The following is a 26341-nucleotide window of genomic DNA, read 5'->3' as shown; positions in this document are numbered from 1 at the left end:
CTCTAGAAGCCCCCGATGACAACCCGCCAGCCCGTCGCCCTGTCCGAAGATGAGATCGCCGCCGTCCGGTCGTGGGTGATCCACGAGGACGCTCATGTGATCGCCTTCTCCAAGCCGTCCGGCCTGTCCAGCCAGGGCGGGCGGATCCAGGCGCATACGCTCGACGATCTGCTGTGGGCCTTTGCGCGGTCGAACGGCAAACGGCCGGAACTGGTGCATCGGCTGGACCGCGACACTTCGGGCGTGATCCTGGCGGCCAAGACCAAGCCGGCGGCGGGTTTCCTGGGCAAGGCGCTGCAGATGCGGCGGTTCCGCAAACAGTATCTGGCCCTGCTGTCCGCCGCGCCGGAACCGGCGTCTGGCACCATCGACGCCCCGCTGCGGCGCGAGGAGATCGGGCGCGAGTCCTATATGCGGGTCGTGGCCTTCGACGCGCCCGGCGCGCAAGGCTCACAAAGCCGATATCGGACCCTGGCCGCCAACGATCAGGGGGCGGTGGTCGAGCTGGAGCCGCTGACCGGGCGGATGCACCAACTCCGGGTTCATATGGCCCATCTGGGCCGTCCGCTGATCGGGGATGTCCGCTATGGCGGGGCGTTGACGACAGAGGTGGGGCCGGCGCCGCGCCTGATGCTGCACGCCGCCAAGCTGAGCTTTCCTCATCCCGAGGGCGGGACGACCACGGTGGAGGCGCCGCCGCCTGCGGATTTCGCGGGCTTGCGCGCGGCGCTGGGCCTCTAGACGGAACGCTCCGGCTCAAGCAACGCTATCTCCGTCAAAGGGAGACAACGCCATGAAGCGCCTCGCCATTCTCAGCCTCGCCGCCTCGACCCTCGCGCTGGCCGCCTGCGCCAGCCTGGCCCCTTATGGCGCCCAGCGTGCGCCGGGTGGGCAGGGGTATTCGGAGCAGAGGATCGAGTCGAACCGCTATCGCGTCACCTACAACGGCGTCGGCGCGCCGGGCGCCGTGGCGGATTACGCCTTGGTGCGGGCGGCCGACCTGACCACCGATCAAGGCTATGACTGGTTTGAGATCACTCAGAGCTGGACCGACGGTCGTCCCGGCGGCGCAGGCGGGGTTCGCCCCAGCGTCTCCATCGGCGGCGGCTCAAGCCGATACGGCGGCTATTCCGCCTCGGGCGTCGGCGTTGGCCTGGGCCTGAACTTCAGCGGGCCGAGCCCGACCTCGACGTCGCTGGAGATCGTCATGGGACGGGGCGCCAAGCCTGACCGTCCGAACGCCTATGACGCCCGGTCGGTGCAGGCCTCCATCCCGCGCTGATCAGCGCCCTCTGGTGAGGGCGCGATATTCGACCAGCCGCTCCTTGTCGCGCCGCACCTGGTCGCCGACCGTGTTGTCTACGTCCAGCGAGGCGTAGCGGACCCAGCCCTCGGCCCCCAGCTTGTCCTGAATCGCCTGTGCGGGCGTCTGCCAGCGGAAGTAGGACAGCCAGGACACGCCGCCCGCCAGCAGGACCGCGATGATCTGGAGGATGCGGAAGCCGATCTCATTGGCTTGCGGCGCGGGGAAGAAGGCGAAGAAGGCCAGCCAGATAACCAGCACCGTCGGCGCGGTGATCCGTCCGAACCAGCGCATCCAGTAGCGCTCGCGCCGCACGCGCCACAGCTCCATCTGGATGAACTTCTCCAGATACTCCATCCGTGCGCCGATCCACATGACCAGCCGAGTCAGATAGAGGGCGCGCTGGCCCCAGGCCTTGCCGTCCATCTGATAGGTGGTCTCGGCCTGGTCGGACAGAGCGCGGGCGTTGGTGAACAGGTTCTGGAGCTCCCGCGTCCGCTGCACGATCTCGCGCGACAGTTCGTAGGAGTCGTTCTCCAGCCGGAACCGGTACTGGATGAACAGGATGGTCGAGACGCCGAAGAAGATCCCACTCGTTACGAGCATGGCCAGGAGCCCCAGGCCAAGACCGGCGGGCTGACCTCCGGCCCAGTCCGCGAACAGGGTCGGCCCCATCTCGGCCAGGACGGCGAAGGCGATCAGGGCCAGGGCTTGGGTCAGCCGTTTGATTCCCAAATGGACGCACAGGGCGCGGAAGATGCGCCGACCATAGGCGTGAACCCGGCCGCGAATGTCGCGGTCCGCCGGGAACCGCTCCTCGATCTGGCGCGCGAACAGGACGTGGAAACGGTCGGGCTTCTTCTCGTTCTCCCAGAAGGGAAAGATGTCGAGCGGCTGGTTGAAATAGAGGTCGATGTTGGCTGAGATTTTGGCGATCGAGGCGTCGTCCAGGGTGAAATAGTCGCTCTCCTGAATGGGGCGCAGCACGCCTTCGTCGGACACGGCCGGGGTGTCGGTAGGCGTCGGGTTCGGCGGCGCGGCGCGCGCCGTCTCGGGCGCATCGGCGGGGGCCAGATCGTGCGGCTGTTCGACCGGCTGCGGTTCGGGTTCCGGAGAGGGTGGCGGCGGAGTCATGGCGGGCGCGATCACCGGGCTCTGACTGTCTTCCTGCGACATGACTTGGCTTCCCTCAAACCGCTGACGGCTCGTCTTGGATATCGCTGTTAACCGTGTCCGAGGGCAAGTGAAGTTTCGGTCAGACGGGCGCGACGGCGCGGGAGGCTTCGCTTTCGGCGCCGTCGGCGTATATAGCGCCGGATCATGACACGGTTTCTTCTCGTCGCCGCCGGCGGAGCCCTGGGCTCGATGGCCCGGTTCGGCCTCGGCCTTCTGGCCGCCCGGCTGGCCCCAAACGCCATATGGCCGATGGGCACCTTCGCCGCCAATGTTCTGGGCGGTCTGGCCATGGGGATGCTGGTCGGCTGGCTGGCCTTCAAGGGCGGGGTGCATCAGGAGACGATCCGCCTGTTCGCCGCCGTCGGCGTGCTGGGCGGCTTCACCACCTTCTCCTCCTATTCGCTGGAGGCGGTGATGATGATCGAGCGGCGGGATTACGCCCTGGCCGCCGCCTATGTCATTGGCTCGGTGGTCCTGGCCGTCGTCGCCCTGTTTATCGGCCTGATGGTCGCCCGCCGCGCCTTTGGAGCCGCCCTTTGACCGACCAGCCCCCCATTGAGGACGCGCCCAAGCGCGAAGTCCTGACCATCTATGTCGCCGAGGACGAGGATGGCATCCGGCTGGACCGCTGGTTCCGCCGCCGCTGGCCGCACCTGTCGAACATCCAGGTGCAGAAGATGGCCCGCAGCGGCCAGATCCGCGTGGACGGCGCCCGGATCAAGCCCGAGGGTCGGCTGACGGCCGGCGCCGCCGTGCGCGTGCCGCCGATCCCCGACGACACCTCGCGTCAGGCCGGGGATCTGCACACCCTGTCGGAACGCGACATCGCCTTCGCCAAGTCCCTGGTCCTCTATGAGGACGACATGGTCATCGCCATCAACAAGCCGCACGGCCTTGCGGTTCAGGGCGGCACCAAGACCAGCCGTCACGTCGATCGTCTGTTGTCGGCCTGGGGCGAGGGGATGGATCGTCCGCGCCTGGTCCACCGTCTGGACCGCGACACCTCGGGCGTCCTGCTGCTGGGCAAGGGGCCGGAGGCGGCCAAGCGGCTGGCTGGGGCCTTCGCCCGTCGTCAGGCCAAGAAGACCTATTGGGCCATCGTCATCGGCAATCCGAAACCCTATTCGGGCCAGATCGACATGCCGCTGAAGAAGACCGGCATCAACGACTTCGAGATGATGCGCCCGGCCGAACGCAAGGACCCCAAGGCCGAGCCGGCCGAGACCGCCTTCAGCACGGTGTCGCGCGCCTCGCACCGCGCGTCTTGGATGGCTCTGCGGCCCTTCACGGGCCGGACCCACCAGTTGCGCGCCCATATGGCCGGGATCGGCCACCCGATCCTGGGCGATCCCAAATACGGCGACGAAAAATCCAAGGAACTGTCCGGTCCGCTGAAGCTGCAGCTCCACGCCCGTAGCATCGAACTGGATCACCCGCGCGGCGGGGTGCTGAAGGTCACGGCGCCCCTGAGCCCCGAGATGAAGGCCGGCTTCGCCCACTTCGGCTTCTCCGAGGACGAGGCGGAGGACGATCCCTTCCTGGGCGTGAAGAGAATTCGATGAGCCATATTCCCCCGCTCGATCCCATGGTCGCCGCCCGCAAGGGGTTTCGCGAGACCGAGGAGGCGGTGCGTAGCTTCTGGAAAACCGTGTCGGTCGGGCCGCACAGCGAGGGCGGCTGGGCCGTGCTGCTGGACGGGCGGACGCCCAAGACGCCGGCCAAGGCGCCGCTGGTGCTTCCGACGGAGGCCGCCGCACAGTTGGTCGCCGAGGAATGGGCGGCGCAGGGCCAGGTCGTCGAACCTTCGACCATGCCGGCGACGCGGCTGGCCTCGACCGCCATCGACCGTATCGGGCAGGCGCGTGAGCCGGTGGCGGACGAGATCGCCGCCTACGCTGGGTCTGACGTGGTCTGTTATCTGGCCGAACATCCGACGCCGCTGGTCGAGCGGCAGCAGCGCGAATGGGGGCCGTGGCGGGACTGGGCGGCGCGCGAGATGGGGGTGGCGCTGGAGCCTGTCGCGGGCATCGTGCATCGACCGCAGTCGCCCGAGGCCATCGCGCGGGTGAAGGCGCATGCCCTGGCGATGGATGATTTCCGCCTGACGGGTCTGGCGACGGCTGTGCCGTTGCTGGGGTCGGCGGTTCTGGCCCTGGCGGTGGAGCAGGGGGCGCTGGAGGGCGGCGCGGCGTTCGACCTGTCGCGGATCGACGAGCTGTTTCAGGAAGAACAGTGGGGCGTGGATGCGGAAGCCGCCGAACGTACTGAAGCCCGCCGCGCCGAGGCGGAACTGCTGGACCGGTGGTTCAGGGCGTTGGACTAGCCGTCGAGGCGGTGATCAGCGCCGTGCGTTCCTGATCGGTGAGGTGACGCCAGCGGCCCTCTGGCAGGTCGCCGATCTCTAGCGGGCCGATGCGGATGCGGTACAGGTCCACGACCTCCAGCCCGACCAGCTCGCACATGCGGCGGATCTGGCGGTACTTGCCCTCGGTCAGGACGAAGCGCAGGCGTTGCGGCTCGATCTGGGTGACGCGGGCGGGCTTGAGCGGTTTGTCGTTCAGCACAAGTCCGTGGCGCAGGCGGCTGAGCTTGCCCTCGGTGATCACGCCATCGACGACGACCAGATATTCCTTGTCGAGTTCGGACGCCGGCCCGATCACCGCCTTGGCCACGACCCCGTCCGACGACAGCAGCAACAGGCCGCGTGAATCCTCGTCCAGCCGGCCGATGGGGGGCAGGGAGGCGTCGCGGGCGGGGGTCTCGCCCTCGCCGATGCGGTTGGGGGTCTTCAGCAGGCGCACGGCGGGAATCTTGCCGGGATCCGGCTGGCCCGAAACGTAGCCGACCGGCTTGTGCAGAACCAGGGTCATGCCCGAGGCCAAGGCTTGCTGGGCCGTGTCGTTCAGCGTCAGCGTCTGGCCCGGCTCGATCTTGCGGCCGGCGTCGCTGATGGTCTCGCCGTCGATGGACACCAGACCTTCGGCGATCAGGCTCTCAGCCTCGCGGCGTGAACAGACGCCGGTCTGGCCCAGCCATTTGTTCACGCGGACGGGTTCGTCGCCGTCATAGGTGCGGGTGAAGGCCATCGGATTCCGTCGCTCAATCAATGGCGCTGTCTAGGGCTGGGCGGGCGTGTAAGCAAGCCGATCCAGGACGGCATGATCACGATGCGCCGAACCCGGATCCGGCACGGTTGATATCGGCGCTGTTTTCACTATATCAGGCGGCATTCCACAAACGATCCAGAGTGCGGGACGGCCAGCGTCGGACCCGTCGATTTTCGTTTTCTGGTTATTCGTGTCGATGGTTCGGCGGCCTCCGCCGCAGAATCTCGATCTCTATTGAAACCCTATAAGGAGACGTCTTGTACGCTCAAAGCAAATCTTCCTCCGGACCCCGTCGCACTGGTTACAACCGTCCCGTTCCGACCCGGCTGCGCATGGGACTGGTGATGCGACGTGACATGGAATTCGGCGAACTGGGCGACGTCGAAGGGGCGCTGCGGGCCGAAGGCGTGGGCCTGGCGCCCATCTCGACCGGCGACGCCAGCCTGATCACCGGCGGCGTGACCGTTCTGGCGACGGCGACGGCGACTGACATCGTCGAAGGCCGTCTGAAGGGTTTGGTCGTGCCCGGCGGGTCCCAGGATGAGGCCGGCCTGGCCGCCGTGCGATCGCTGATCGACCTGGCGCGCGCCCATGATCTGCTGGTCATCGCCTTCGCCGACGGCGTCGCGGTTGCGGCAGAAAGCTTCGGCGTGACGGCGGAGGCCCAGGGCGCCCTGTTCAAGGACGGCAAGACGACCTTGCTGAACGAACGCGCCCAGCTGTCGGCCGCCGTCAGCGCGCTCTGATCAGACGCTTCTGAACAACAGGCTCAGGTTGTTCGACGGCATCGGGACTCGGCGCGTGGCCGCAAGGCCATGCGACCGGGCCAGGGTCTCGACCGCCTCGCGGTTTCGCAGGCCCCAGGCCGGGTTTCGCGCCTTCAGACTCTCGTCGAAGGTCGCGTTCGAGGGCGCCAGCGGAACCTCGGCCTCTCGATAGGGGCCATATAGAACCACCAGACCGCCGGGGCGTCGCAAGACGCGACCGGCCAGATCCATCAGCCCCTCGGTCGCCGACCAGGGGCTGATGTGCGTCATGTTCGCACAATAGACGACGTCGAACCGGTCTTGCGGCCAGGTCGTCGGATCGGCGGCGTCCACCGCCAGCGGCGGGCGCAGGTTGGAGGGACCGGTCCGCCGCCAGGCCGAAAGGCTGTCACGCGCCTCGGGGCTGGGATCGCTGGGCGTCCAGTCCAGGCCGGGCAGGGCCGAGGCGAAGGTCAGGGCGTGGTCACCTGATCCGGCCGCAATCTCCAGCACCCGCCCCCGCGCCGGCAGATGCGTCCGCAACACGTCCAGGATGAAGGCGGCGTTGCGCTGGGCGGCCGGCGACGACAGGGCGCCCGCAGGCAAGGCGTCGAGGTGGTCCAGGGTCTGCATAGCTTTCTCTTAGACGTCCGGCACGCGGAAGGGGAGGGAAACCAGGGTGCGATTTTCCCCTGAGCGGGGCGCCGGCTTGCCGGAAAGTTAAGTGATCGTTTATGTCTGTCGTCGACGTTAAGCGATTGGTAACCACGATGCGGCGCGCGATTCATATCGGACTGTTTATCGGCACCGTGCTCGGCATGTGCGCCTGCGCGTCGCAATATGACGCGAACGGACGCCCGGTTTCCGGCGCCTATGGCTCGGTCGAGGCGGGCCGGGCGGGCTGACGCGCAAGGAAAGCGTGGCGTAAAGCAGCGCCGTGCTCTAATGTCTTTGCGCGGACGCCGTCTGTTGCGCCGCGTTGGTCTCCAAAAACCCCTAGATGTTACTCATCGCTATTGTCGTCGTTCTGCTCCTGGTGGTGCTCAACGGCCTGTTCGCCATGACCGAGTTGGCGGTCGTTTCCTCCCGGAGATCCAAGCTTCAGAGCCGGGCGGAGAAGGGGGATCGCGGGGCGCGCAAGGCGCTGAAACTGGCCGAGGAACCGACACAGTTCCTGTCGGCGGTCCAGGTCGGCATCACCCTGATCGGCATTCTGGCGGGCGCCTACGGCCAGGCGACCATCGCAGGCGAGTTGGACCGGATCCTCGAGACCAGTTTTCCGGCGCTGGCCGCCTATACTGAAATCTTCTCCACGGCCCTGGTCGTGGTCTGCATCACCTATATCTCGCTGATCGTCGGCGAACTGGTGCCCAAGCGACTGGCCCTGATCTTCCCTGAGACCATTGCGGCCAAGATGGCGCCGCCGATCTCGACCCTGGCGATCGCGCTTAAGCCGTTCGTGCTGCTGCTGACGGCTTCGACCTCGGGCATCCTCAAACTGATGGGGGTCAAGGACCGCGACGGCTCCGACGTCACCCAGGAAGAGGTGGCCACCATACTGGCCGAGGGCACTTCCGCCGGCCTGATCGAGCCCGAAGAACAGGTGATGATCGAAGAGATCCTGCGCTTGGGCGACCGGCCTGTTCGCGTCGCCATGACGCCGCGCCACGAAGTCTTCTGGATCGCCCTGGATGACCCGGAGTCGGTGCTGCGCGAGGAAATCCGGACCTGCCCCTATTCACGGATCGTGGTGGCGCGCGAAAGCGACGTCGATAATCCGCTGGGCGTGGTCCACAAGAAGGACCTGCTGGACGCCCTGCTGACCGACGGCAAGTTCGATGTCGAACCGCTGGTCGCCGAACCGGCCTTTATTCCGCAATCGACATCGGTCCTGAAGGCGCTGGAGATCCTGAAGGGGTCGCGCATCCACATGGCCTTTATCGTCGACGAATACGGCGCCTTCGAAGGCGTGGTGACCGCGACCGACATCCTGGAAATGATCGCCGGCGACTTCAACGAGGGTCACGACGAGGAACAGGCCTGGATTCATCAGCGCGCCGACGGCAGCTGGCTGGTCGACGGCCAGACCGATCTGGACGAACTAGCCGATACTCTGGGCGAGGACTTCGGCGAGCATGAAGGCTTCCACACCGTCGCCGGTCTGATTCTGCACCAGCTGTCACGCGTGCCGGATGAAGGGGAGGTGGTGCAGGTCGGCCGATTCGAGGTCGAGGTCGTCGATATGGACGACCGCCGCATCGACAAGCTGATCTTCAAGGAACTGATCCAGGCCCAGGACGAACGGGCCGCCATTGCCGCGCATCTGGAAGACTAGTCGCAAGTGTCACATCGCCCTTGAAATGACGGGCGGCGTCGGGCATACGCCCCCCTCTGGCGAACGCACGGACCCGAGGGTTCGCGCGATTGTCTAGGAGTTTAGCTCAGCTGGTAGAGCACCGGTCTCCAAAACCGGGGGTCGTGGGTTCGAGTCCCCCAACTCCTGCCAATCCCCCCTGTCGCTTCCGGATGGGACTTCCCATCTGGGGCGACAGGAACAATTGTGTGAAGAGCAACTGATGGCCAAGGCCAAATCTCCCGGCAAGCGGCCCCAGGCGGGCGCAAAGCCCCAGACTGCTGCGGCCGCCGCCGCCATCACCATTGATGCGCCCGCGCCCAAGAAGCCGCGCACCAACCCCAGCGACTTCTACAAGCAGGTCATGGCGGAGGGCCGCAAGATCGTGTGGCCCAGCCGCAAAGAGACCTGGATCACCTCGGTGATGGTCTTCATCATGGTGGTCATCGCCGCGATCTTCTTCTGGGTGGTCGACACCGGTCTTGGTTTCGCCTTCCGCTACATCATCGCTCTCGGATCCTGAGAAAGACGCGCCCATGACCGATGCAGCGCCCGCAAAGCCCGCCAATCCCCGCCACAAGTGGTATATCGTCAACGCCTATTCGAACTTCGAAAAGAAGGTCGCTGAACAGGTGCGTGATCAGGCCAAGCAGCAGGGTCTGGAAGACGCCTTCTCCGAAATCCTGGTTCCGACCGAGGACGTCGTTGAGATCCGTCGTGGCCGCAAGGTGAACTCGGAACGCAAATTCTTCCCCGGCTATGTGCTGGTGAAGATGGAAATGACCGACCAAGCCTATCACCTGGTCAAGAACACCCCGAAGGTCACGGGCTTCCTGGGCGCCGCCGGCGGCACCAAGCCCCTGCCGGTCTCGGAACGTGAAGTTCAGAACATCATCGGCCAGGTGGAAGAGGGCGTCGAACGTCCGAAGCCCACGATCCGCTTCGACATCGGCGAGAAGGTCAAGGTCATCGACGGTCCGTTCGCCAGCTTCGACGGTTCGGTCGAGAGCGTGGACGAGGAACAGGCTCGCCTGCGCGTCGCCGTGTCGATCTTCGGTCGCGCCACGCCGGTCGAACTGGAATACGCCCAGGTGGAAAAGGTCGCCGGCTGACGCTCAGGCGCCTTTTGAGATTTGAAGCCGCGTCCGAAAGGGCGCGGCTTTTTTCGTTTCGCCTCCTCATGCGCCTTTCCTCACGGGGAGGTGGCGTTGCCTTTCCGCCCCCCCTCTGTTACACGCGCGCCTTCGCTCGACAGGCCTCGGCTCGTGGAGCGTCAAATCCGTGGGAGGCAGCCATGCCGCACCACGGCTCACCGGCCCGCCGTTAAGTCGTCGGGTCATTCATAGGAGAGACCAATGGCCAAGAAGATTCTCGGCTATATCAAGCTGCAAGTGCCGGCCGGTTCGGCCACGCCTTCGCCCCCGATCGGCCCGGCTCTGGGTCAACGCGGCGTGAACATCATGGGCTTCTGCAAGGAGTTCAACGCGCGCACCGAGAAGGAAGCCAAGGGCACCCCGCTTCCGACCGTGATCACCGTCTATCAGGACAAGTCGTTCACCTTCATCACCAAGACGCCGCCGGCGACCTGGTACCTGAAGCAGGCCACGGGCCTGAAGTCGGGTTCGAAGCTGGTCGGCCGTGAAGTCGCCGGCAAGATCACGCAGGCGCAACTGCGCGAGATCGCCGAAAAGAAGATGAAGGATCTGAACGCCAACGACCTCGACGCGGCGGCCAAGATCATCGAAGGCTCCGCCCGCGCGATGGGCCTCGAAGTGGTGGAGGGCTAAACCATGGCCAAGCAAACCAAGGCTCAAAAGGCCCGCACCGGCGTCACCCAAGACCTGCTGCCGTTCACCGACGCCATCAAGCTGGCCAAGGAAAACGCCAAGGCCAAGTTTGACGAATCCCTGGAGATCTCGGTCAACCTGGGCGTCGATCCGCGTCACGCCGACCAACAGGTCCGTGGCGTCGTCAACCTGCCGTCGGGCACCGGCCGTGACGTTCGCGTCGCCGTCTTCGCCAAGGACGCCAAGGCGGCCGAAGCCACCGCAGCCGGCGCTGAACACGTCGGCGCCGAAGATCTGTACGAGAAGATCGCCGGCGGCTTCATGGAGTTCGACCGCGTGATCGCGTCGCCGGACATGATGGCCCTGGTCGGCCGTCTGGGTAAGGTGCTGGGCCCGCGCGGCCTGATGCCGAACCCCAAGGTCGGCACCGTGACCCCGAACGTCGCCCAGGCCGTCAAGGACGCCAAGGGCGGCGCCGTCGAGTTCCGGGTCGAGAAGGCGGGCATCGTCCACGCCGGCATCGGCAAGGTCTCCTTCACCCAGGACGCCCTGGAAGCCAACGTGAAGGCCATCGTGGACGCCCTGGTGCGTTCCAAGCCGACCGGCGCCAAGGGCACCTATGTGAAGCGCATCAGCCTGTCGACCACGATGGGCCCGGGCTTCAAGGTCGACCCGGCCTCGCTGGGCGCCTAAGCCGCCTGCGTCGAAAGACAATCGGTACTGAAGAGCGGCGGGGAGCAATCCCCGCCGTTTTTTTCTTGTCTGACCGCTTCAGCCCAGCATGAAGGCGCGTTGGGCCTTCATCATGGCCGTGATCAGCAGCTTTTCCTGCTCGGTCAGATAGGGGTTCCAGACGTCGAAGATCAGGATGACCCGCACGTCGTCGGCGTCGTTCCAGGCCTCGTGCTCAATGGTGTCGTCGAAGACCCAGGCCTGTCCCATCTTCCAGTCCCGCACGGTGTTGCCGACGCGGAAACGCGCGCTGCCCGGCAGACGCAGGGGCAGGTGGGCCAACAGCCGGACGTTGGAGGAGCCGGTGTGCGGCGGGATATGGGTGCGCGGCTGAAGCGCCGAGAAGACGGCGGTGGGCGAGAAGCCGTCCTGATGGGCCATCGGCAGGCTTTCCAGTATCCGCGTCGTGTCGGGGCAGCGGTCGCACATCGCCTGCTGTTTCTCGCCGTTTTTCCAAAGGAAAAGCGACGTCCATTTGCGGGAGTGATTCAGCTCGCCCCACTGGTTGACCGGGGCGCCTTTTGGGAAGGCGATATAGGGGGTGAAGGCGTCGAAACTCTCTTCCAGCAGCGGCTCCAGCTCAGCCTGGATGGTCTCGGTCGCCGCCTCCAGTTCGGCCAGCCAGGGAAAGAGGGTCCGATCGTAGAACGGAATGACGGGCAGCCGGGGGTAGTTCAGCAACAGCGGCTGCTGTTTCACCGGCTGTTTGAGCCCCGCATAGATTTCAAGGCTCTCGTCGAAACGGTCGCGAACGCTTTCGTCGAGGCCGTCCTTCAGAGCGGCGACCTCGGCCTGCATGAAGTCGCGCAGGGCGTTGGCGTGTGTGTCCACGAGATGGGCGGCGTAGTCCATCTGGGCCGTCACCGTCGGCGGAATATGGGTCCGCGGCGGGGCGATCTTCAGGGCGTCGCGATAGACGGGAATGGCGGCCTTTGCGCCGGCGATCTTCTCGACCATGGCGCCCTTGGCCAGGAGCGCCATGAAGTCGTAGGGCTGGAGTTCAAGCGCCTGGTCCAGAACGCCGATCGCCGCCGTGAAGTCGCCGAGAAGACGATAGGCGATGGACCGGTTCAGCAGGCTGTTGTGCGTGCGTCCGAACGCGTCGGCGCGGTCCAGCAACGTCAGGGCTGTACGGGCGTCATGTCGCGCCAGCGCCTGGCCCGCCTGGAGCAGCAGTGTCTCCTGCTCGCTGTCGATCTTGACCATGCGACGCTCCCCCAAGCGCGGATGAATATTCTGTAACCTTGCACGCCGCAGACGGGGGTCAATGCGGAATCGTCCGTATCGGGAGGGGTGTCGCGATTTGGCGGCGTGTGTTGCAGAGGTCTTTGGCGGCGGGTTCGAAGCCCGCCGCCAACTGTTCCTCAGTAGGCTGCAGTGAAGCGGGCGCGGCTGTGGTTGTGCTGTTCCAACTCGTCCACCATGGCGATGGCGTAGTCGGCGAAGCTGATACGGCTTTCGCCTTTGTCATCCGTGATCAACTGGTCTCCGCCGGTGCGGAAGACGCCGAGGCGGGGGCCTTCCTCGATGAAGGCGGCGGGGGAGAAGAAGGTCCAGTCGATCTGGGTCTCGTTGCGGAGGTCGTCCAAGAAGGCGACGCCGGGCAGGGCATAGGGCTTGAACTCTTCAGGGAACTCCGGGGTGTCGATCAGGCGAACGCCCGGCGCGACCTCCAGGCTGCCGGCGCCGCCGGTGACCAGCAGACGGGGCACGCGGGCGCTCTTCAGCGCGGACAGCAGGGTGTCAGCGGTGATATTGTGGTGCAGCGCGCTGATGACCGCATCCAAACCCGTGATGAGTTGGGCCAGAGCGGCGGCGTCCGACGCGTCGCCCGCCGTCGCCGTGACGCCGGGCGCGGCCGGGATGGTTTCGGGTTTGCGTGCGATGGCGACGACGGCATGACCGCGCGCGGCCAGTTCCTTGGTGATTTCCGAGCCGGCGCGACCGCTGGCGCCGAGGACTGCAACTTTCATGGACGATCTCCTGTGGTATCCAATAGGTACCAAGTGTTATGAGATCACCTATGTCACAAGAAGGCACTTTGCTCTCATCTGGTCACTTGGCGGAAACCCGGCCGCCTGACGTCTATTCCGCGGCCTGCCCGACGCGCCAGCTGCTGGATCGGGTCGCCGACAAGTGGACGACGCTGGTTTTGACGCTGCTGCGGGACGAACCGATGCGGTTCAACGCCTTGCGTCGGCGTATTGAGGGCGTGTCGCAGAAGATGCTGAGCCAGACTGTCCGCCAGCTGGAGCGGGACGGACTGGTCACCCGCACGGTGACGCCGACCGTGCCGGTCTCTGTCTCCTACGCCCTGACGCCGCTGGGCGGCACGCTGGTCGATGCGCTCCAAACCATGATCGACTGGGCCGAGGACAATATGGCCGAGGTCAGCAAGGCGCAGGCCGCCTATGATGAAAGGCGGCTCAGCTGAACTTTCCGGACGCGGAGCGGTTGACGGAGCGACGTAAACCGCGTTTTGCAAGCCGCGCCGGACGGGGATAGAGAATGGCCAAAGCCGCGAAACGCACAGGCCGGTCGGAAACGCGTCAGGTCGCCGCCCTGCCGTGGCGACGCGGCGAGGCTGGTCTGGAGATCCTGATGATCACGTCGCGCGAGACGCGACGCTGGGTGATTCCCAAGGGCGGTCGTATGGCCGGAAAGACCGACGCCGAGGCTGCGGCTCAGGAAGCGCTGGAGGAGGCCGGTGTTCGCGGCCCCATAGGGAACGTGACCATAGGCCATTTCCGCTACGCCAAGATCGTTCGCAGCGGCGATCTGAGGCGGCATGTCGTCGCCGTCTATCCGATGGAGGTGGTGCTTCAGCTGGGCGACTGGCCCGAGGCGCACCAGCGCGACCGGCGTTGGATGACGCCTGAGGCGGCGGCGGACAGCGTTCACGAACCCGACCTCGCCGTCCTGATTCGAGACTTCGCCGCCACGCCTCCTAGCGATTGAGCAACCGAGGGGCGATTCCCTCTGGCCACCTGCACGCCGTGCTCGGATAAGAAGGGCGAGGGGGACGATATGCGTATCATTGGACTTTTGACGATTGCGGCGCTGTTTGGCCTGTTCGCGGTAGGACCTGTCGCAGCGCAGGATCGCGGCCTAGCTCAGCGGACGACGCTGGCGGAGCGGGTTATCCGCCTCTCTGCCGGGCCGAACTTCACAAAGGTCATGGAGGCGATGATCGCGGACCAACTGGCCAAGGCGGACACGGAGGGGCAGGGCGCCGAGGAGGCGGCTTGGCTGCGGAGTAATGCGCCGCGCATGCTGACCGCCCTGGTCGATGACGTCATGGCTGACATGGTTCCCCATTATGCCGCCACGTTCACAGTCGAAGAGCTGGAGGCCCAGATCGCCTTCTATGACAGTCCCGTAGGCCGCCAGGTCGCGACGAAGACTCTCCAGCTAAGCGCGGTGATGAACGAGATCACTATCGAACATCTGACGGCCTTCACCGAAGAGTTGATGACCAAATATTGCGCCCAATTCGACTGCGAGACGGGTGGCCAAACAGGGCGCAAGTCCGCGCACCAGTAAGCCTCAGCCGTCCAGTTCGGGATAGCGACGGAATATGCCGTCCTCGTTGAACGGGATGCGGCGGTCGCTCTTTAGATAGGCGCTGACACGGGGCAGAGCGGCGACCCTGTCGCGGACGGCGACAATATGCGGCGTGGTGTTGAGCACGGCCTCGGTCGCCTTGGGGAAGGCATAGCCTAGGCCCTCCACCACTTGGAACAGAGATAGGTCGGCATAGGTCAGGCGTTCGCCGACCAGCCAATCCGGGCCGTAGGGATTGGCTATAAGGACCTGTTCGGCCCAGCGGAGGAATTTCCCGATCCGCTGCTCCCGGAAGACCTTCGACCGGCGAGCGGCCTCGGATTTCTGCTCGTCGTAGTAGGCCATCAGATCGACCGGATGGTGGGTGTCATGGGCCTCGGCGACCAGGTCGGCGAAAGTCAGCTGGATCTGGTTCAGCCAGGCGCGGTCGCTGTCGCCGTTCGGGCTGATCCCCAGTTGCGGACCCAGCCAGGCCAGAATAGCGGCGACCTGACCGATGGTGCGGTCGCCCAGGCGCAGAAAGGGCGGGGCGAAAGCGGGCGTGGTCGCCGTCTCCATCAGCTTCATCATCGCCTTGCCGTCGTCCTGACGCGAGATATCGACATAGTCGGCGCCGGCCGCTTCCAGCGCCAGGCGGACGAACTCGCCCCGTCCCTGGATGGTCGGCCAGTAATAGAGTTCATAGGCCATGCGCTCGGCTCCTTGATTTCCTGTCGGTGTCCTTGTATGAGCGCCGCTTCCCGTCAGAGGTTCATGCCTTTGACGGTCCTGTCCGAGAACTTCGGGGCGTGGGGGTCACCCAGGCCATAACTGTCAGAGAGCCCTCTGACGCCGTGGGGAGATGGGGACGCGAACCTGCGCTGTCAGCCCGCATTCCGGGACGGACGCCGTCAGACGCATCCTTCGGACAATACGACCGGCCTGAACGCTTCGCAGCGATGCGCGGCGCTTTGGCCAATCCGTCGTCGGGAATAAGCCCGGCGGCGAATGCCAAGACTGGAGACCGCAATGGACCGCGCTCAAAAAGCCGAGTCGATCGAAACGCTCAAGGGCGTATTCGCCGACGCCGGCTCCGTGGTCGTGACCCACAACCTGGGTCTGACCGTTGCGGAAATGGAAGATCTGCGCGGACGTCTTCGTAAAGAAGGCGGCGCGTTCAAGGTGGTCAAGAACCGCCTGGCGCTGAAGGCGCTCGAAGCCGAAGAAGGCAGCGAATTCCACGGCCTGTTCAAGGGTCCCGTGGGCATCGCATACGCCGAGAACCCCGGTACGGCCGCCAAGGTCGCCACCGAGTTCGCCAAGGCCAACGATCGCTTCAAGATCGTCGGCGGCTTCATGGGCGACACCGTCGTCGATCAAAAGGGCGTGGAAGTTCTTTCCAAGCTCCCGACGCTCGACGAAGTGCGCAGCCAAATCATCGGCCTGCTCAATGCGCCTGCGACCAAGATCGCCGGCGTGCTGCAAGCACCCGCCGGTCAGCTGGCTCGCGTGTTCAACGCCTACGCCACCAAGGAAGCCGCGTAAGCGGCACAGCCTTTCATCTCTGCATCACTCTCTAAAACCAATCCTCCGAAGGAAAACTGACAATGGCTGACCTCGCCAAGATCGTCGAAGACCTGTCCGCTCTGACCGTTCTCGAAGCTGCTGAACTGTCTAAGCTGCTTGAAGAAAAGTGGGGCGTCAGCGCCGCTGCTCCCGTCGCCATGGCCATGCCGGCCGGTGGTGGCGCTGCTCCGGCTGAAGCCGCCGAAGAGCAAACCGAATTCACCGTTGTCCTGATCGACGGCGGCGACAAGAAGATCAACGTGATCAAGGAAGTCCGTGGCGTGCGTTCGGACCTGGGTCTGAAGGAAGCCAAGGACCTGGTCGAAGGCGCTCCGCAGAACGTCGTCGAGAACGTCTCCAAGCAAGTCGCCGACGAAGTCGCCAAGAAGCTGACGGAAGCCGGCGCCAAGGTCCAGATCAAGTAAGATCTGACTTTCGGCATTTGCTGAATATCGGAAAGGCCCGGCGGGAAACCGCCGGGCCTTTTCTTTTGGGCCTATCGCCCTTCGGGCTACTTGAGGCCCATGGGCGGCGCTACGGCTAGGGCTTGGTCTGTGTCAGTTTTGCGGGCGCGATCGTGAGGCGAAGAAGGCCCACATGGCTTCGTTGTCGGCGACCCAGCTGTGGCCGCCGTCGCGGGTGATGCGGCCGACGACCTCGGCGCCGTCGCGGCAGTCGGCGTAGCCTTCCTCATAGACGGAGGTCGAGACCCAGAGCGTCGGGCGGGTGCTGGCGCAGCCGTTCAACTGGGCCCAGCGCTGCTCGGCCGCGTGCATCGTATAGCTCCAGTAGGGCGCGCCGCCGCCCTGGATCGGATTGGTCGCGTCTGCGTCGCCGGCGAAGGCGATGATCGGCATGGGGCGGGACGGTCGGCAGGTGGCGGGATCGGGCCGGTCAGGGGAGCCCTTGCGCGGATTGCCCGCTCGCAGTCCGACGACCGGCCCGATGGCGGCGAACCGGTCGGCGGCCACGCAGCCCAGCCACGACGTCATCCGACCGCCGCCCGACAGGCCGGTGGCGTAGACCCGGCTGTCATCGACGCAGCCCTGTGAAGCCAGTTCCTCGACCATCTCCACCAGGAAGGCGACGTCGTCGGCGTCGTCCGGACCCGGCACGTCTCCCGTGATGGTCGGCACGCCGGGCACATTCCAGACGAAGCCTTGTTCGACCGGGATGCCTGCGTCGGGGGCGGCGACGATGAAGCCGTGTCGGTCGGCGGTCTCGGCCAGCTTGGAATCCCTCATGATCGCCGATCCCGTGCCGCCGCTGCCGTGCAGGACGAAGACAAGGGGCGCGGGCCGGGCGGGGGCGAAGCCGTGTGGAATATGGATCTGCACCGCGCGCCGGTCGGGACCGAAGGCGACGCTGCGGGTGGCGCCGGGCGCCCCGATCGCGCAGTCGGCCTTGGCGATGGACGCCAGTCCAAATGCGCCCAGTCCGAACGCCAAGGCTCCGAGCCAATGTCTCATGCCGTGTGTCTCCTTGTGTACTGGCCGCAGGGTGAAGCGATTCCTGGATGCGCCACACAGGCCGGTCGCCGACCATTGGAGGGATCGGTCTGGCTTCCCATTTGTTACGCCTGAAAAGGAGATCCCCCACATGAAGATCCTGACGGTTCTGACCTCGCACGATCAACTCGGCGACACCGGCAAGAAGACCGGTTTCTGGCTGGAGGAACTGGCTGCGCCCTATTATGCGATGAAGGATGCGGGCGCGGAGATCGTGCTGGCCTCGCCCAAGGGCGGGCAGCCGCCGCTGGACCCCAAGAGCGATGATGCGGACGCCCAGACCGAGGACACGCACCGGTTCAAGGCCGACGCCGAGGCCCAGGCGGCGCTGGCTTCGACCGTCGAATTGGCGTCGGTGAAGGCCGAGGATTTCGACGCCGTCTTCTATCCGGGCGGCCACGGCCCGCTGTGGGACCTGGCGAACGACAAGGATTCCATCGCCCTCATCGAGGCCTTCGCCAAGGCGGACAAGCCGACCGGCTTCGTCTGTCATGCGCCGGGCGTGCTGAAGTCGGTCCATGGGCCGGACGGCAAGCCGCTGGTCGAGGGTCGCAAGGTGACGGGCTTCACCAACTCGGAAGAGGAGGCCGTTGGCCTGACGGACGTGGTGCCCTTCCTGGTCGAGAATGTCCTGACTGCCAACGGCGGCGACTATTCCAAGGGGCCGGACTGGGGGTCCTATGTCGTGGTCGACGGCAAGCTGGTGACGGGTCAGAATCCGGGCTCCTCGCGTGAGGCGGCCGAGGCGCTGCTGGGGCTGTTGAAGGCATAAGCCTCACCTCTCAGCGCGCGAAGGCGCGTGGGTGGACAGATCGCCCTAGCGATCAGGAGGGGGCGTCTCCGACGGTGGCGATGACCCCAAGAGCTTAAGGCGCGGGGTCGCCCCCTCCTGGCGCTCGTTGACGCTGCCGCCTGTCCTTCCCGTCGGCCTTCGCCGGCGGGGAGGTGATCGTTCTAGCGCCTGCGAGGCGCGAGAATTTCAGACAGACGATCCGGCGTTCCCTCGATCCGTTCCAGGCGCGGATAGCGCAGGCCGCCATGGTAGTCGAAGGCGACGGTGCGGAAGCGATCGCCGGACTTGATCAGAAGTTCGAGAGGGACGTCCGCGCCTTTGGCCGCGGTGACGGCGTTGCGGAGCGCCTCGGCTGAGCCGGCCTTGCCGTTGACGGCGACAAGGCTCCAGCCCGCGCCGATCCCCTGGTCGAAGGCGGGGCCGTCCCAGAGGATGTTAGTCAACTTGTCACCGGCCAGGGTGAATCCCAGCGAATACTGGAAGTCATTGGCCCAGCCGGTGTTGACGGCCTTCTCGTCGGCGTTGGGCGTGTCGGTGTAGGTCAGGCGCCAGCCGCCGCGCTCGATCCCCGCCAGGGGCGCGCGGGCGTCTGGGCCGACGGCGTCGAGGCGGTCGCGCAGGAAGGCGGCCCAGTCGTGCGGGTGGACGGCGTTCAGGGCGGCGACGACCTGGTCGAAGGTATAGCCCTGGGTATCCCATTCGCCGTCGTCATGGCCGAAGAAGCCCTTGGCGAAGTCGTCGAGCGACTTGCGGCCATTGGTCTCGGCCCGGATCAGGGTGTCGGCCTCCAGCCAGACCAGCAGGCTTTCGCGGTAGTAGTCGCCGGTGCCGCGCATCCAGGACGGGAACTGACCCGGCACGCGGTAGCCGAGGAGGTTGTGGTTGTTCGTGTCCTGCAGCGCGCGCCACTGACGACCCGGCTGGTTGTCGTAGAAGGCGGCGACATTGGCCAGGGTAGCCAGGGCGACGGACTTGGAGTGCAGGCCGGCGCGGGCGGCCAGGACGTCGCCCCAGTATTCGGTCTGGCCCTCATAGACCCACAGCAGGGTGTTCTGGGTCGGGACATTGTGGTTGGCGGTCAGTTCGTCCGCCGGGCGCATGAATTTACCGTTCCAAGAGTGGGTGTATTCGTGCGGCAGCAGGCCCCGGTCGCCGGCGCTCTTGGCCCAGTCGGTGAAGAAGCCGGGGGCGCCGGTGTTCTCGGACGACCGGTGATGCTCCAGGCCGATGCCGCCCATCTGATCGGTCAGGGCGAACAGGAACTCATAGTTATCGAAATGGCGAGCGCCGAACAGGCGGTCGGCCTGCTGGACCATGGTCTCGTAGAGTTTCAGTTGGTCGTCGGTGGCGGCTAGGCCCTTGGCCTCGTCAGCCAGCAGGTTCAAGTGGACGCGGTCTCCGGTCGGGTCGATGTCGATGCGGCGGTAGTGGGCGCCGGCGAAGATGGGGCTGTCGATCAGGGTGTAGAGGTCGGTCGTCTCGAAGGTGGCGATATCGCCGTCCCGGGACGCCGTGGTCAGGGCCGTGCCGTAGTTCCAGCCGGCGGGCAGGGCGACGGAGGCGGCGACCGGGATCTGGCGGCTGTAGTAGCCAGCCGGATAGAGGATGGCCTTCTCCCACTGCAGATTGACCATGGCCGGGGTCATCAGCACGCGCCAGTTGGAGCTGTCCGGCTGGGTCAGCTGCTGGAAGGCGACGTCGATCTGGGTGACGCCCGCCGGTATGTCGAGGTGGAAGGCGTAGGGTTCGAGGGTGTCGCGCAGCCATTCGATGCGCTGCCCGTTCGCCGTGACCGTGAGGCCGGCCAGCAGTTGGATCGGGCCGGTGTCGGCGTGGTTGCCCGGAAGGTATTTCGGATAGAGCAGGGTCAGGGGGCCGGGACCGGCGACGGGGATGGTCTGGCGGACGCGGATAATGCGGCGGTCGAGGTCGGTGATGTCGGCCTGGTACTTAATGACACCGGGATAGGGGGTGTCGGCAGGGGCTGGGATGGCCGGCTGTGCGCGGGGCAGGGCCAGGGCGGCCTGGGTCGGGTCGGTGACCACCGGCGTGGACTGGAAGTCCTGGGCCAGGGCCGGGGCGGCGGTCATCAGGGCGGCGAGGCAGGCGGCGGCGGTCAGGCGGGTACGCGACATCAGGTCATCCGAACGAGAGGGCAGGCGCGCACCGTCGAGGAGCGGGGGAGAGGCGTCAAGGGACAGATGGTCGCCTCGCCCTCGGCCCTGCTTTCGTCATTCCGGGCGAAGCGCAGCATAGACCCGGAACCCAGCGGCGCCGAAGGCGAAATCCGTCCGCCGCACAATGTTTGAACACCGAGTTCGCGACAGGTTCGCGCTCTCGCGCGCCGCTGGGTTCCGGGTCTCGGGCCAAGCGGCCCTTCGCCCGGAATGACGAAAGCGAGACCAGCGCCCACAATGACGCTGGGGTGAGCGTCAGCGTTTGCGGGGCGTCAGGATGTCGCTGAGGCGGTCGGCGGTTCCCTCGATCCGTTCCAGGCGCGGGTAACGCAGACCGTCGTGGTAGGGGAGGACGACGGTCTTGTACTGGTCGCCGTCCTTGATGATCAGGGTGACGGAGGCGGCCGGATCCTTGGCGGCGGTGACGGCGGCGGCGAGGCGGTCGGGATTGGAGGCCTGGCCGTTGACGGCGACGATCTCCATGCCGGGCGCCAGACCGGCGTCGAAGGCGGGGCTGCCCCACTGGACGCTGCGGATGGCGTTGTTCTCGCCGGTCTGTAAGCCCAGCGAATAGGTGAAGTCGTTGCGCTTCAGCTCTCCGAACAGGGTCTTCTGATAGGCGGTCGGGGTCTCGCCATAGGCCAGACGCCATCCGCCGCGCGTCAGGCCGTCGAGGGGGGCGTGGGCGTCCGGGCCTGTCGCGTCGAGCCGGGTGCGCAGGAAGCTCGTCCAGTCGTTGGCGACGACGCCGTTCAGGGCCGCGACCACGTCCTCGAAGGTGTAGGGCGCCGGTTCGAAACTGCCGTCCTGGACGCCGTAGAAGGCCTTGGCGAAGTCATCCAGCGACTTGCGGCCGTTGGTCTTCTCCCGGATCGTCGTGTCGACGTCGAGCCAGATCAGCTGGCCCTCCGAATAATAGTCCTCGTCCCGCTGCCAGGCCAGCCAGGGCTTGGGCTGGCGCTGGCTGATGATCGGGTCGTTGGTCGTGTCCTGCAGCGCGCGCCACTGACGGCCGACGCGGGCGTCATAGGTCGCGGCGGTCATCGCCAGGGACTCCATCGCCTGGTCCTTGGTCAGCAGACCCGAGCGGGCGGCGACGACCTGGCCGTAGTACTGGGTCTGGCCTTCATAGACCCAGAGCAGACTGTTCTGCATCGGGCTGTTGAAGTTGGGGACGAGCTGGTCGGCGGGGCGACGCCATTTGCCGTCCCAGGAGTGGTTCATCTCGTGGCTGAGCAGATCGCGGTCGCCGAGGTGGGTGGCCCAGCCGGTGAAGAATTCCGGATCGACCGAGTTCTCGGAGCTGCGGTGATGCTCCAGACCGATGCCGCCCAGCTTGTCGGTCATGGCGATCAGGAAGTCGTAGTGGTCGAAATGGCGGGCGCCGTACAGGCGGTCCATCTGATCGACCAGATTGCGCAGGATCTGGATCTGCTCGTCGGTGGCCTCAAGGTTCTTGGCCTCGTCGGCGACGAAGTTGGCGCGGACCGGCGACCGGCCGCCGGGATTCAGATCGATCTGGCGATAGTGGAGGCCGGCGAAGACCGGGCTGTCGATCAGGACTTCCAGATTGACCGGCTTGAAGGTCTGGACATCCCCGGTCTTGGTCTCGGGCTCCAGCGCCGTTCCAAACCGCCAGCCGGTCGGGAACTTGACCGTCGGCTGGACCATGATGTTCCGCGACCAGTGGCCGGCGGGATAGAGCAGCATCTTCTCCCACTGGATGTTCAGCATCTCGGGCGTCATCGTCACCCGGCCCTGGTTGCCGCTGGTCGGCGACAGGTGCTGCATCTTGATCTTCAGCTCGGTCGCGCCGGCCGGAACCGTGACGTGGTAGGCGAAGGGCGACAGGGTGTCGCGCACCCATTCGACGCGCTGGTCATTCGCCGTGATCTCGATGCCCGCCAGCTGGGCGATGGGCCCCACGGGGCCGTGGTTGCCGGGCAGCCATTCGGGGAAGAACAGGGTCATCGGCCCGGCCTGGCTCACCGGAATGGTCTCGGTGACGCCGAAGATGTGTTGGGCCAGGTTGGTGGCGTCGATATCCAGGGTGATCACGCCGGGATAGGCGACGTCCCACGCCTCGGGGATCGGCGACTGGGGCGCGGGCAGGGCCGGCGGATAGGTCGAAGCCTGCTGGGCCAGGGCGGCGGGCGCGGCCGAGACGAGAAGAAGGGCGAGGCCGGCGGCGCTCAGGCGGGATCGGATCATTGACGAGGTCTCATGCCGCTTGGGGAGGTGTGCGACAGTCCGCCGCAGAGGCGGAGGCGTCAAGCCGGCGATGTCGGACTTTGGCGAAAACAGTCCGACGGGGGCAAGCCGGTGCAGGAATCGAGCCGGTGGTTCAAACCGACGCCGTCGTCGCTGGTCGCGCAAAAGGCTTAAGCGAGATCCGGCGGCTTCCTGCCGTTGCCCGACTCCGCGCGGGCGGGTAGAGCGTTCGGCTTCTCCCGCCCAGCCGAAGTTCCAGACCATGCATGACATCCGCGCCATTCGCGAGAACCCTCAGGTTTACGTGGCCGGTTGGTCGTCGCGCGGGGTGGACGAGCCTGACGGCTTGGTGGCGGACATCCTGCGGCTGGACGCCGAACTGCGCCACGCCCAGACCACGGGCCAGGACGCTCTGGCCAAGCGCAACGCCGCCTCCAAGCTGATCGGCGCCGCCATGGGCAAGAAGGACATGGCCGAAGCCGACCGGCTGAAGGCCGAGGTCGAGGCGCTGAAGGGCGATATCGCGGCGGCGGCCGAAGTCGAGGCGCGCGTCGGCAAGGAACTGCGTGACCTTCTGGCGGCGCAGAAGAACCTGGCGGCCGAGGATGTGCCGGACGGCGAGGACGAGGCCGGTAATGTCGAGGTCTCGCGCTGGGGCACGCCCCGTGAGGGGGGGCCGGCCAAGGATCACGCCGACCTGGGCGAGGCCCTTGGGATGCTGGACTTCGAGGCGGCTGCGAAGATGTCGGGCGCCCGGTTCGCGGTGCTGAAGGGTCAGCTGGCGCGGCTGGAACGGGCCGTGGGCCAGTTCATGCTGGACCTGCAGACGGATCAGCACGGCTATCTGGAAGTGAACCCGCCGCTGCTGGTGCGGGACGAGGCGATGTTCGGCACGGGGCAGTTGCCGAAGTTCGAGGAGGATCTGTTTAAGGCGGAATCGACCGATTGGGATGCCGTCCGCGCAGACGCTGTCGCTACCGCAGCAAGGCGAAAAGATATTGATCGCACCGCCTTCCGGGAGAAGGCTCTGGAACTAAGCGGATTCCTGTCGGATGAAGAGGAATTCCGTCTGGCTCTTGATGGGCTTGCCGCGGAGATGGCTCAGGGAGCCACAGATGATGAACTTCCGGAGTTCCTTGATCGTCTGAAGGCTGGTGCCTTTGCGGACAAACGCTACCTCATCCCCACCGCCGAAGTCTCCCTGACCAATCTCGTACGCGAGACCATCCTGTCCGAGGACGACCTCGCCACGCCGATGCGGATGACGGCCCTGACGCCCTGTTTCCGCGCTGAGGCCGGGTCGGCGGGGCGGGATACGCGCGGGCTGATCCGCCAGCACCAGTTCTCCAAGGTCGAGATGGTGTCGATCGCGCGGCCGGAAGACAGCGACGCCGAGCACGAGCGGATGACGGCCTGCGCCGAGGCGGTGCTGAAGGCGCTGGAGCTGCCGTTCCGGCGGATGCTGCTGTGCAAGGGCGACATGGGCTTTTCGGCCCAGAAGACCTTCGACCTGGAGGTCTGGCTGCCCAGCCAGGGGACCTATCGCGAGATCAGCAGCTGCTCGAACTGCGGCGACTTCCAGGCGCGGCGCATGGATGCGCGGTTCAAGCGGGCCGGCGAGAAGAAGACCGAGTTCGTCCATACGCTGAACGGGTCGGGCCTGGCGGTCGGGCGGACCCTGGTGGCGATCATGGAGAATTATCAGCAGGAGGACGGGCGGATCGCGGTGCCGACGGTGTTGCAGCCCTATATGGGCGGTCGCGAGTTCGTAGGCTGATGCGTATCCTCCTGACAAACGACGACGGGATCGAGGCGGAAGGTCTTGAATCCCTTGAGCGGATCGCGCGGACGCTGAGCGACGACATCTGGGTGTGCGCGCCCGCCGTCGAACAGTCGGCCAAGGGGCGGGGCATCACCCTGAGCGAGCCGCTGCGGGTGCATAGGCATGGCGAGCGGCGGTTCTCGGTGACGGGGACGCCGACCGACTGCGTCATCCTGGCCGTCAACGACCTGATGCCGGAGCGGCCGGACCTGGTGCTGTCCGGCGTGAACCGGGGGCACAATATCGGCGAGGACGTCAGCTATTCCGGCACGGTGGCGGGCGCCCTGCAGGGCATGGCCTTCGGCATCCGCTCCATCGCCCTGAGCCAGAGCCTGGAGCGGTTCCATGACGAGGTGGTGGCGCACTGGGAGACGGCCGAGGCCTTTGCGCCGGCGATCATCAGCAAGCTGCTGGACCAGAAATGGGCGCCGGGCGTGGTGATGAACCTCAACTTCCCCAATCTGCCGCCGGAACGGGTCGAGCAGATCGAGGTGACGACGCAAGGGTTCCGCGACGTGGGCGAGATGCACGCGGTGCGGCGCACCGACCTGCGCGGGCGCGACTACTACTGGATGAGCTTCCGCGGCGAAAAGCAGGAACATGCCGAGGGCACGGACCTGAGGGCCATCGAGGCGGGGCGGATCTCGGTCACGCCGCTGCACATCGACCTGACCCACATGGCCAGCGTCCATGACCTGAAGAAGGTACTGGGCGGGGCGCCGCCCAAGGCGGTGAAGGCCGCATGAACCTGCACGACGACCGCGCCGGACGGCTGATCCTGTCTCTGCGCCAGCAGGGGGTGACGGACCCCCGGGTGCTGGGCGCGATGGAGAGCATCGACCGCGCGGTCTTCGTGCACGAGAAATTCCTGGACCAGGCCTGGGAAGATCAGGCCCTGCCCATCGACTGCGCCCAGACCATCAGCCAGCCCTATATCGTCGGCCTGATGACTCAGGCCCTGGACGTCCAGCCCCGCCACCGCGTGCTGGAGATCGGCACCGGCAGCGGCTACCAGTGCGCGGTGCTGAGCCGGCTGGCCCGCTATGTCTATTCGGTGGAGCGGTATCGCAGCCTGCTGGTCGAGGCCGAGGCCAAGCTGCGGACGCTGGAGATCGACAATGTCATCACCAAGCATGGCGACGGCGGCCTGGGCTGGATCGAACAGGCGCCCTTCGATCGCATCATGGTGACGGCGGCGTCTCCGGCCGAGCCGACCGAACTGTTGAAACAGTTGAAGCCGAACGGTGTTCTGGTCGCGCCCGTTGGCCGGACCTCGGTGCAGATGCTGCACCGCTATGTCGGCCAGGGCGACGGGTCGTTCCGGCGCGAGAGCCTGACGGAGGTGCGGTTCGTGCCCCTGGTCGAGGGGACGGCGAAGGAGGGGTGAACTCCTTCCCCCGCTTGCGGGGGAAGTGTCAGCTCGTCGAGCGAAGCGAGACGGCTGACGATGGGGGAAGTCCTGATTTCTGGAAGAAAACTTCCCTCTCCGACCCTGGTCCGCTGCGCGGACGCCGGGC

The 26341-nt window shown here is 66.1% G+C and carries 30 protein-coding genes and 1 tRNA gene; 22 read left to right on the top strand and 9 right to left on the bottom strand.

Annotated elements, in window-relative coordinates; translation table 11 throughout:
- Positions 1–15: 15 nt before the first annotated feature.
- Positions 16–741, top strand: a complete 726-nt coding sequence (locus tag GGR11_RS04270) for an RluA family pseudouridine synthase (RefSeq protein ID WP_183195545.1) — start codon at positions 16–18, stop codon at positions 739–741.
- Between the two features lie 52 nt (positions 742–793).
- A complete protein-coding gene (locus tag GGR11_RS04265) occupies positions 794–1282 on the top strand; it encodes a CC0125/CC1285 family lipoprotein (RefSeq protein ID WP_183195544.1) in 489 nt (162 codons plus the stop codon).
- Here GGR11_RS04265 and GGR11_RS04260 read toward each other — a convergent pair whose 3' ends face one another.
- Positions 1283–2479 carry a hypothetical protein gene (locus tag GGR11_RS04260; protein WP_183195543.1) on the bottom strand — a complete coding sequence of 399 codons (1197 nt, stop codon included), beginning with the start codon at positions 2477–2479 and terminating at the stop codon, positions 1283–1285. It abuts the gene before it with no gap.
- 144 nt (positions 2480–2623) lie between these two features.
- Between GGR11_RS04260 and crcB the strand changes: the two genes are divergently transcribed.
- The 3 genes from crcB to GGR11_RS04245 are packed head-to-tail and all read left to right on the top strand — an operon-like array spanning position 2624 to position 4802.
- Positions 2624–3019, top strand: coding sequence for a fluoride efflux transporter CrcB (crcB, locus tag GGR11_RS04255; protein WP_183195542.1), 396 nt, complete (start codon positions 2624–2626; stop codon positions 3017–3019).
- Positions 3016–4041 carry an RluA family pseudouridine synthase gene (locus GGR11_RS04250; RefSeq protein ID WP_183195541.1) on the top strand — a complete coding sequence of 342 codons (1026 nt, stop codon included), beginning with the start codon at positions 3016–3018 and terminating at the stop codon, positions 4039–4041. The genes crcB and GGR11_RS04250 overlap by 4 nt, the downstream gene beginning before the upstream one ends.
- Positions 4038–4802 carry an ATP12 family chaperone protein gene (locus tag GGR11_RS04245; protein ID WP_183195540.1) on the top strand — a complete coding sequence of 255 codons (765 nt, stop codon included), beginning with the start codon at positions 4038–4040 and terminating at the stop codon, positions 4800–4802. The genes GGR11_RS04250 and GGR11_RS04245 overlap by 4 nt, the downstream gene beginning before the upstream one ends.
- Here GGR11_RS04245 and GGR11_RS04240 read toward each other — a convergent pair.
- Positions 4786–5565, bottom strand: coding sequence for a pseudouridine synthase (locus GGR11_RS04240; RefSeq protein WP_183195539.1), 780 nt, complete (start codon positions 5563–5565; stop codon positions 4786–4788). The genes GGR11_RS04245 and GGR11_RS04240 overlap by 17 nt on opposite strands.
- Before the next feature lie 365 nt (positions 5566–5930).
- Here GGR11_RS04240 and GGR11_RS04235 point away from each other — a divergent pair, with 365 nt between their 5' ends.
- Complete coding sequence (locus GGR11_RS04235) at positions 5931–6332, top strand: hypothetical protein (RefSeq protein WP_246331538.1); 402 nt, start codon at positions 5931–5933, stop codon at positions 6330–6332.
- Here the strand turns inward: GGR11_RS04235 and GGR11_RS04230 are convergent, their stop codons facing one another.
- A complete protein-coding gene (locus GGR11_RS04230; protein WP_183195538.1) occupies positions 6333–6965 on the bottom strand; it encodes a DUF938 domain-containing protein in 633 nt (210 codons plus the stop codon).
- Positions 6966–7066: 101 nt separating this feature from the next.
- On the opposite strand from GGR11_RS04230, the gene GGR11_RS04225 reads away from it, so the two are divergent.
- From GGR11_RS04225 to rplA, 7 genes are all read left to right on the top strand, one after another.
- Complete coding sequence (locus tag GGR11_RS04225) at positions 7067–7237, top strand: hypothetical protein (protein WP_183196431.1); 171 nt, start codon at positions 7067–7069, stop codon at positions 7235–7237.
- Positions 7238–7332: 95 nt separating this feature from the next.
- Entirely contained in the window at positions 7333–8667 is a 1335-nt protein-coding gene (locus tag GGR11_RS04220; protein WP_183195537.1) for a hemolysin family protein, read from the top strand.
- A 95-nt stretch (positions 8668–8762) separates the two neighbouring features.
- Positions 8763–8838 (top strand) — tRNA-Trp (locus GGR11_RS04215).
- A gap of 70 nt (positions 8839–8908) precedes the next feature.
- Positions 8909–9208, top strand: a complete 300-nt coding sequence (gene secE, locus GGR11_RS04210) for a preprotein translocase subunit SecE (RefSeq protein WP_183195536.1) — start codon at positions 8909–8911, stop codon at positions 9206–9208.
- A gap of 13 nt (positions 9209–9221) precedes the next feature.
- Positions 9222–9797: a transcription termination/antitermination protein NusG gene (gene nusG, locus GGR11_RS04205; RefSeq protein ID WP_008264196.1), complete on the top strand. Its 576-nt coding sequence runs from the start codon at positions 9222–9224 to the stop codon at positions 9795–9797.
- Between the two features lie 243 nt (positions 9798–10040).
- Positions 10041–10472 carry a 50S ribosomal protein L11 gene (gene rplK, locus GGR11_RS04200; RefSeq protein WP_008259841.1) on the top strand — a complete coding sequence of 144 codons (432 nt, stop codon included), beginning with the start codon at positions 10041–10043 and terminating at the stop codon, positions 10470–10472.
- A 3-nt stretch (positions 10473–10475) separates the two neighbouring features.
- Positions 10476–11165 carry a 50S ribosomal protein L1 gene (gene rplA / locus GGR11_RS04195; RefSeq protein ID WP_183195535.1) on the top strand — a complete coding sequence of 230 codons (690 nt, stop codon included), beginning with the start codon at positions 10476–10478 and terminating at the stop codon, positions 11163–11165.
- A 78-nt stretch (positions 11166–11243) separates the two neighbouring features.
- On the opposite strand, the gene GGR11_RS04190 is transcribed toward rplA, so the two are convergent.
- Positions 11244–12410: an aspartyl/asparaginyl beta-hydroxylase domain-containing protein gene (locus GGR11_RS04190; RefSeq protein ID WP_246331537.1), complete on the bottom strand. Its 1167-nt coding sequence runs from the start codon at positions 12408–12410 to the stop codon at positions 11244–11246.
- 158 nt (positions 12411–12568) lie between these two features.
- Complete coding sequence (locus tag GGR11_RS04185) at positions 12569–13177, bottom strand: NAD(P)-dependent oxidoreductase (protein WP_183195534.1); 609 nt, start codon at positions 13175–13177, stop codon at positions 12569–12571.
- 68 nt (positions 13178–13245) lie between these two features.
- On the opposite strand from GGR11_RS04185, the gene GGR11_RS04180 reads away from it, so the two are divergent.
- The 3 genes from GGR11_RS04180 to GGR11_RS04170 all read left to right on the top strand — a co-directional run bounded on the left by GGR11_RS04180 (position 13246) and on the right by GGR11_RS04170 (position 14747).
- The gene (locus GGR11_RS04180; protein ID WP_246331536.1) at positions 13246–13638 is read left to right on the top strand and encodes a winged helix-turn-helix transcriptional regulator; all 393 of its coding nucleotides are present in this window, start codon (positions 13246–13248) and stop codon (positions 13636–13638) included.
- A 74-nt stretch (positions 13639–13712) separates the two neighbouring features.
- Positions 13713–14162 carry an NUDIX hydrolase gene (locus GGR11_RS04175; RefSeq protein WP_183195532.1) on the top strand — a complete coding sequence of 150 codons (450 nt, stop codon included), beginning with the start codon at positions 13713–13715 and terminating at the stop codon, positions 14160–14162.
- A 69-nt stretch (positions 14163–14231) separates the two neighbouring features.
- Entirely contained in the window at positions 14232–14747 is a 516-nt protein-coding gene (locus GGR11_RS04170; protein WP_183195531.1) for a DUF2059 domain-containing protein, read from the top strand.
- Positions 14748–14750: 3 nt separating this feature from the next.
- On the opposite strand, the gene GGR11_RS04165 is transcribed toward GGR11_RS04170, so the two are convergent.
- On the bottom strand, positions 14751–15458 hold the full coding sequence (locus GGR11_RS04165; RefSeq protein ID WP_183195530.1) for a glutathione S-transferase: 708 nt from the start codon (positions 15456–15458) through the stop codon (positions 14751–14753).
- A 318-nt stretch (positions 15459–15776) separates the two neighbouring features.
- Between GGR11_RS04165 and rplJ the strand changes: the two genes are divergently transcribed.
- Positions 15777–16292, top strand: a complete 516-nt coding sequence (rplJ, locus tag GGR11_RS04160; protein ID WP_183195529.1) for a 50S ribosomal protein L10 — start codon at positions 15777–15779, stop codon at positions 16290–16292.
- A 62-nt stretch (positions 16293–16354) separates the two neighbouring features.
- Positions 16355–16738: a 50S ribosomal protein L7/L12 gene (gene rplL, locus GGR11_RS04155; protein WP_183195528.1), complete on the top strand. Its 384-nt coding sequence runs from the start codon at positions 16355–16357 to the stop codon at positions 16736–16738.
- A gap of 132 nt (positions 16739–16870) precedes the next feature.
- Here the strand turns inward: rplL and GGR11_RS04150 are convergent, their stop codons facing one another.
- Positions 16871–17782 (bottom strand): CE1 family esterase, encoded by a 912-nt coding sequence (locus tag GGR11_RS04150; protein WP_183195527.1) that lies wholly within the window; start codon positions 17780–17782, stop codon positions 16871–16873.
- Positions 17783–17912: 130 nt separating this feature from the next.
- Here GGR11_RS04150 and GGR11_RS04145 point away from each other — a divergent pair, with 130 nt between their 5' ends.
- On the top strand, positions 17913–18593 hold the full coding sequence (locus tag GGR11_RS04145) for a type 1 glutamine amidotransferase domain-containing protein (protein WP_183195526.1): 681 nt from the start codon (positions 17913–17915) through the stop codon (positions 18591–18593).
- A 182-nt stretch (positions 18594–18775) separates the two neighbouring features.
- Here GGR11_RS04145 and GGR11_RS04140 read toward each other — a convergent pair whose 3' ends face one another.
- Both GGR11_RS04140 and GGR11_RS04135 read right to left on the bottom strand, forming a co-directional pair.
- Positions 18776–20749 carry a M61 family metallopeptidase gene (locus tag GGR11_RS04140; RefSeq protein WP_183195525.1) on the bottom strand — a complete coding sequence of 658 codons (1974 nt, stop codon included), beginning with the start codon at positions 20747–20749 and terminating at the stop codon, positions 18776–18778.
- A gap of 297 nt (positions 20750–21046) precedes the next feature.
- Positions 21047–23002 carry a M61 family metallopeptidase gene (locus tag GGR11_RS04135; RefSeq protein ID WP_183195524.1) on the bottom strand — a complete coding sequence of 652 codons (1956 nt, stop codon included), beginning with the start codon at positions 23000–23002 and terminating at the stop codon, positions 21047–21049.
- 262 nt (positions 23003–23264) lie between these two features.
- Here GGR11_RS04135 and serS point away from each other — a divergent pair, with 262 nt between their 5' ends.
- Genes serS through GGR11_RS04120 form a run of 3 tightly spaced genes read left to right on the top strand, consistent with a single transcriptional unit; the run spans position 23265 to position 26211 of the window.
- On the top strand, positions 23265–24779 hold the full coding sequence (serS, locus tag GGR11_RS04130) for a serine--tRNA ligase (RefSeq protein WP_183195523.1): 1515 nt from the start codon (positions 23265–23267) through the stop codon (positions 24777–24779).
- A complete protein-coding gene (gene surE / locus GGR11_RS04125; protein WP_183195522.1) occupies positions 24779–25570 on the top strand; it encodes a 5'/3'-nucleotidase SurE in 792 nt (263 codons plus the stop codon). The genes serS and surE overlap by 1 nt, the downstream gene beginning before the upstream one ends.
- Positions 25567–26211: a protein-L-isoaspartate(D-aspartate) O-methyltransferase gene (locus GGR11_RS04120; RefSeq protein ID WP_183195521.1), complete on the top strand. Its 645-nt coding sequence runs from the start codon at positions 25567–25569 to the stop codon at positions 26209–26211. The genes surE and GGR11_RS04120 overlap by 4 nt, the downstream gene beginning before the upstream one ends.
- Positions 26212–26341 lie beyond the last annotated feature (130 nt).

Source organism: Brevundimonas mediterranea (assembly GCF_014196125.1).
GTDB lineage: Bacteria > Pseudomonadota > Alphaproteobacteria > Caulobacterales > Caulobacteraceae > Brevundimonas > Brevundimonas mediterranea.
Note: the sequence above shows the minus strand (reverse complement) of the source record. Positions and strands in the feature narration are given on the sequence as shown.

Coding starts and splice junctions, on each gene's coding strand:
- GGR11_RS04245 (WP_183195540.1), top strand. CDS start 4,038: ATGAGCCATATTCCCCCGCTCGATCCCATGGTCGCCGCCCGCAAGGGG.
- GGR11_RS04150 (WP_183195527.1), bottom strand. CDS start 17,782: ATGAGACATTGGCTCGGAGCCTTGGCGTTCGGACTGGGCGCATTTGGA.
- surE (WP_183195522.1), top strand. CDS start 24,779: ATGCGTATCCTCCTGACAAACGACGACGGGATCGAGGCGGAAGGTCTT.
- GGR11_RS04165 (WP_183195530.1), bottom strand. CDS start 15,458: ATGGCCTATGAACTCTATTACTGGCCGACCATCCAGGGACGGGGCGAG.
- rplK (WP_008259841.1), top strand. CDS start 10,041: ATGGCCAAGAAGATTCTCGGCTATATCAAGCTGCAAGTGCCGGCCGGT.
- GGR11_RS04220 (WP_183195537.1), top strand. CDS start 7,333: ATGTTACTCATCGCTATTGTCGTCGTTCTGCTCCTGGTGGTGCTCAAC.
- serS (WP_183195523.1), top strand. CDS start 23,265: ATGCATGACATCCGCGCCATTCGCGAGAACCCTCAGGTTTACGTGGCC.
- rplJ (WP_183195529.1), top strand. CDS start 15,777: ATGGACCGCGCTCAAAAAGCCGAGTCGATCGAAACGCTCAAGGGCGTA.
- GGR11_RS04140 (WP_183195525.1), bottom strand. CDS start 20,749: ATGTCGCGTACCCGCCTGACCGCCGCCGCCTGCCTCGCCGCCCTGATG.
- GGR11_RS04240 (WP_183195539.1), bottom strand. CDS start 5,565: ATGGCCTTCACCCGCACCTATGACGGCGACGAACCCGTCCGCGTGAAC.
- GGR11_RS04270 (WP_183195545.1), top strand. CDS start 16: ATGACAACCCGCCAGCCCGTCGCCCTGTCCGAAGATGAGATCGCCGCC.
- rplL (WP_183195528.1), top strand. CDS start 16,355: ATGGCTGACCTCGCCAAGATCGTCGAAGACCTGTCCGCTCTGACCGTT.
- rplA (WP_183195535.1), top strand. CDS start 10,476: ATGGCCAAGCAAACCAAGGCTCAAAAGGCCCGCACCGGCGTCACCCAA.
- GGR11_RS04235 (WP_246331538.1), top strand. CDS start 5,931: ATGCGACGTGACATGGAATTCGGCGAACTGGGCGACGTCGAAGGGGCG.
- GGR11_RS04225 (WP_183196431.1), top strand. CDS start 7,067: ATGTCTGTCGTCGACGTTAAGCGATTGGTAACCACGATGCGGCGCGCG.
- GGR11_RS04265 (WP_183195544.1), top strand. CDS start 794: ATGAAGCGCCTCGCCATTCTCAGCCTCGCCGCCTCGACCCTCGCGCTG.
- GGR11_RS04120 (WP_183195521.1), top strand. CDS start 25,567: ATGAACCTGCACGACGACCGCGCCGGACGGCTGATCCTGTCTCTGCGC.
- GGR11_RS04170 (WP_183195531.1), top strand. CDS start 14,232: ATGCGTATCATTGGACTTTTGACGATTGCGGCGCTGTTTGGCCTGTTC.
- crcB (WP_183195542.1), top strand. CDS start 2,624: ATGACACGGTTTCTTCTCGTCGCCGCCGGCGGAGCCCTGGGCTCGATG.
- GGR11_RS04145 (WP_183195526.1), top strand. CDS start 17,913: ATGAAGATCCTGACGGTTCTGACCTCGCACGATCAACTCGGCGACACC.
- GGR11_RS04185 (WP_183195534.1), bottom strand. CDS start 13,177: ATGAAAGTTGCAGTCCTCGGCGCCAGCGGTCGCGCCGGCTCGGAAATC.
- GGR11_RS04135 (WP_183195524.1), bottom strand. CDS start 23,002: ATGATCCGATCCCGCCTGAGCGCCGCCGGCCTCGCCCTTCTTCTCGTC.
- GGR11_RS04260 (WP_183195543.1), bottom strand. CDS start 2,479: ATGTCGCAGGAAGACAGTCAGAGCCCGGTGATCGCGCCCGCCATGACT.
- nusG (WP_008264196.1), top strand. CDS start 9,222: ATGACCGATGCAGCGCCCGCAAAGCCCGCCAATCCCCGCCACAAGTGG.
- GGR11_RS04230 (WP_183195538.1), bottom strand. CDS start 6,965: ATGCAGACCCTGGACCACCTCGACGCCTTGCCTGCGGGCGCCCTGTCG.
- secE (WP_183195536.1), top strand. CDS start 8,909: ATGGCCAAGGCCAAATCTCCCGGCAAGCGGCCCCAGGCGGGCGCAAAG.
- GGR11_RS04190 (WP_246331537.1), bottom strand. CDS start 12,410: ATGGTCAAGATCGACAGCGAGCAGGAGACACTGCTGCTCCAGGCGGGC.
- GGR11_RS04175 (WP_183195532.1), top strand. CDS start 13,713: ATGGCCAAAGCCGCGAAACGCACAGGCCGGTCGGAAACGCGTCAGGTC.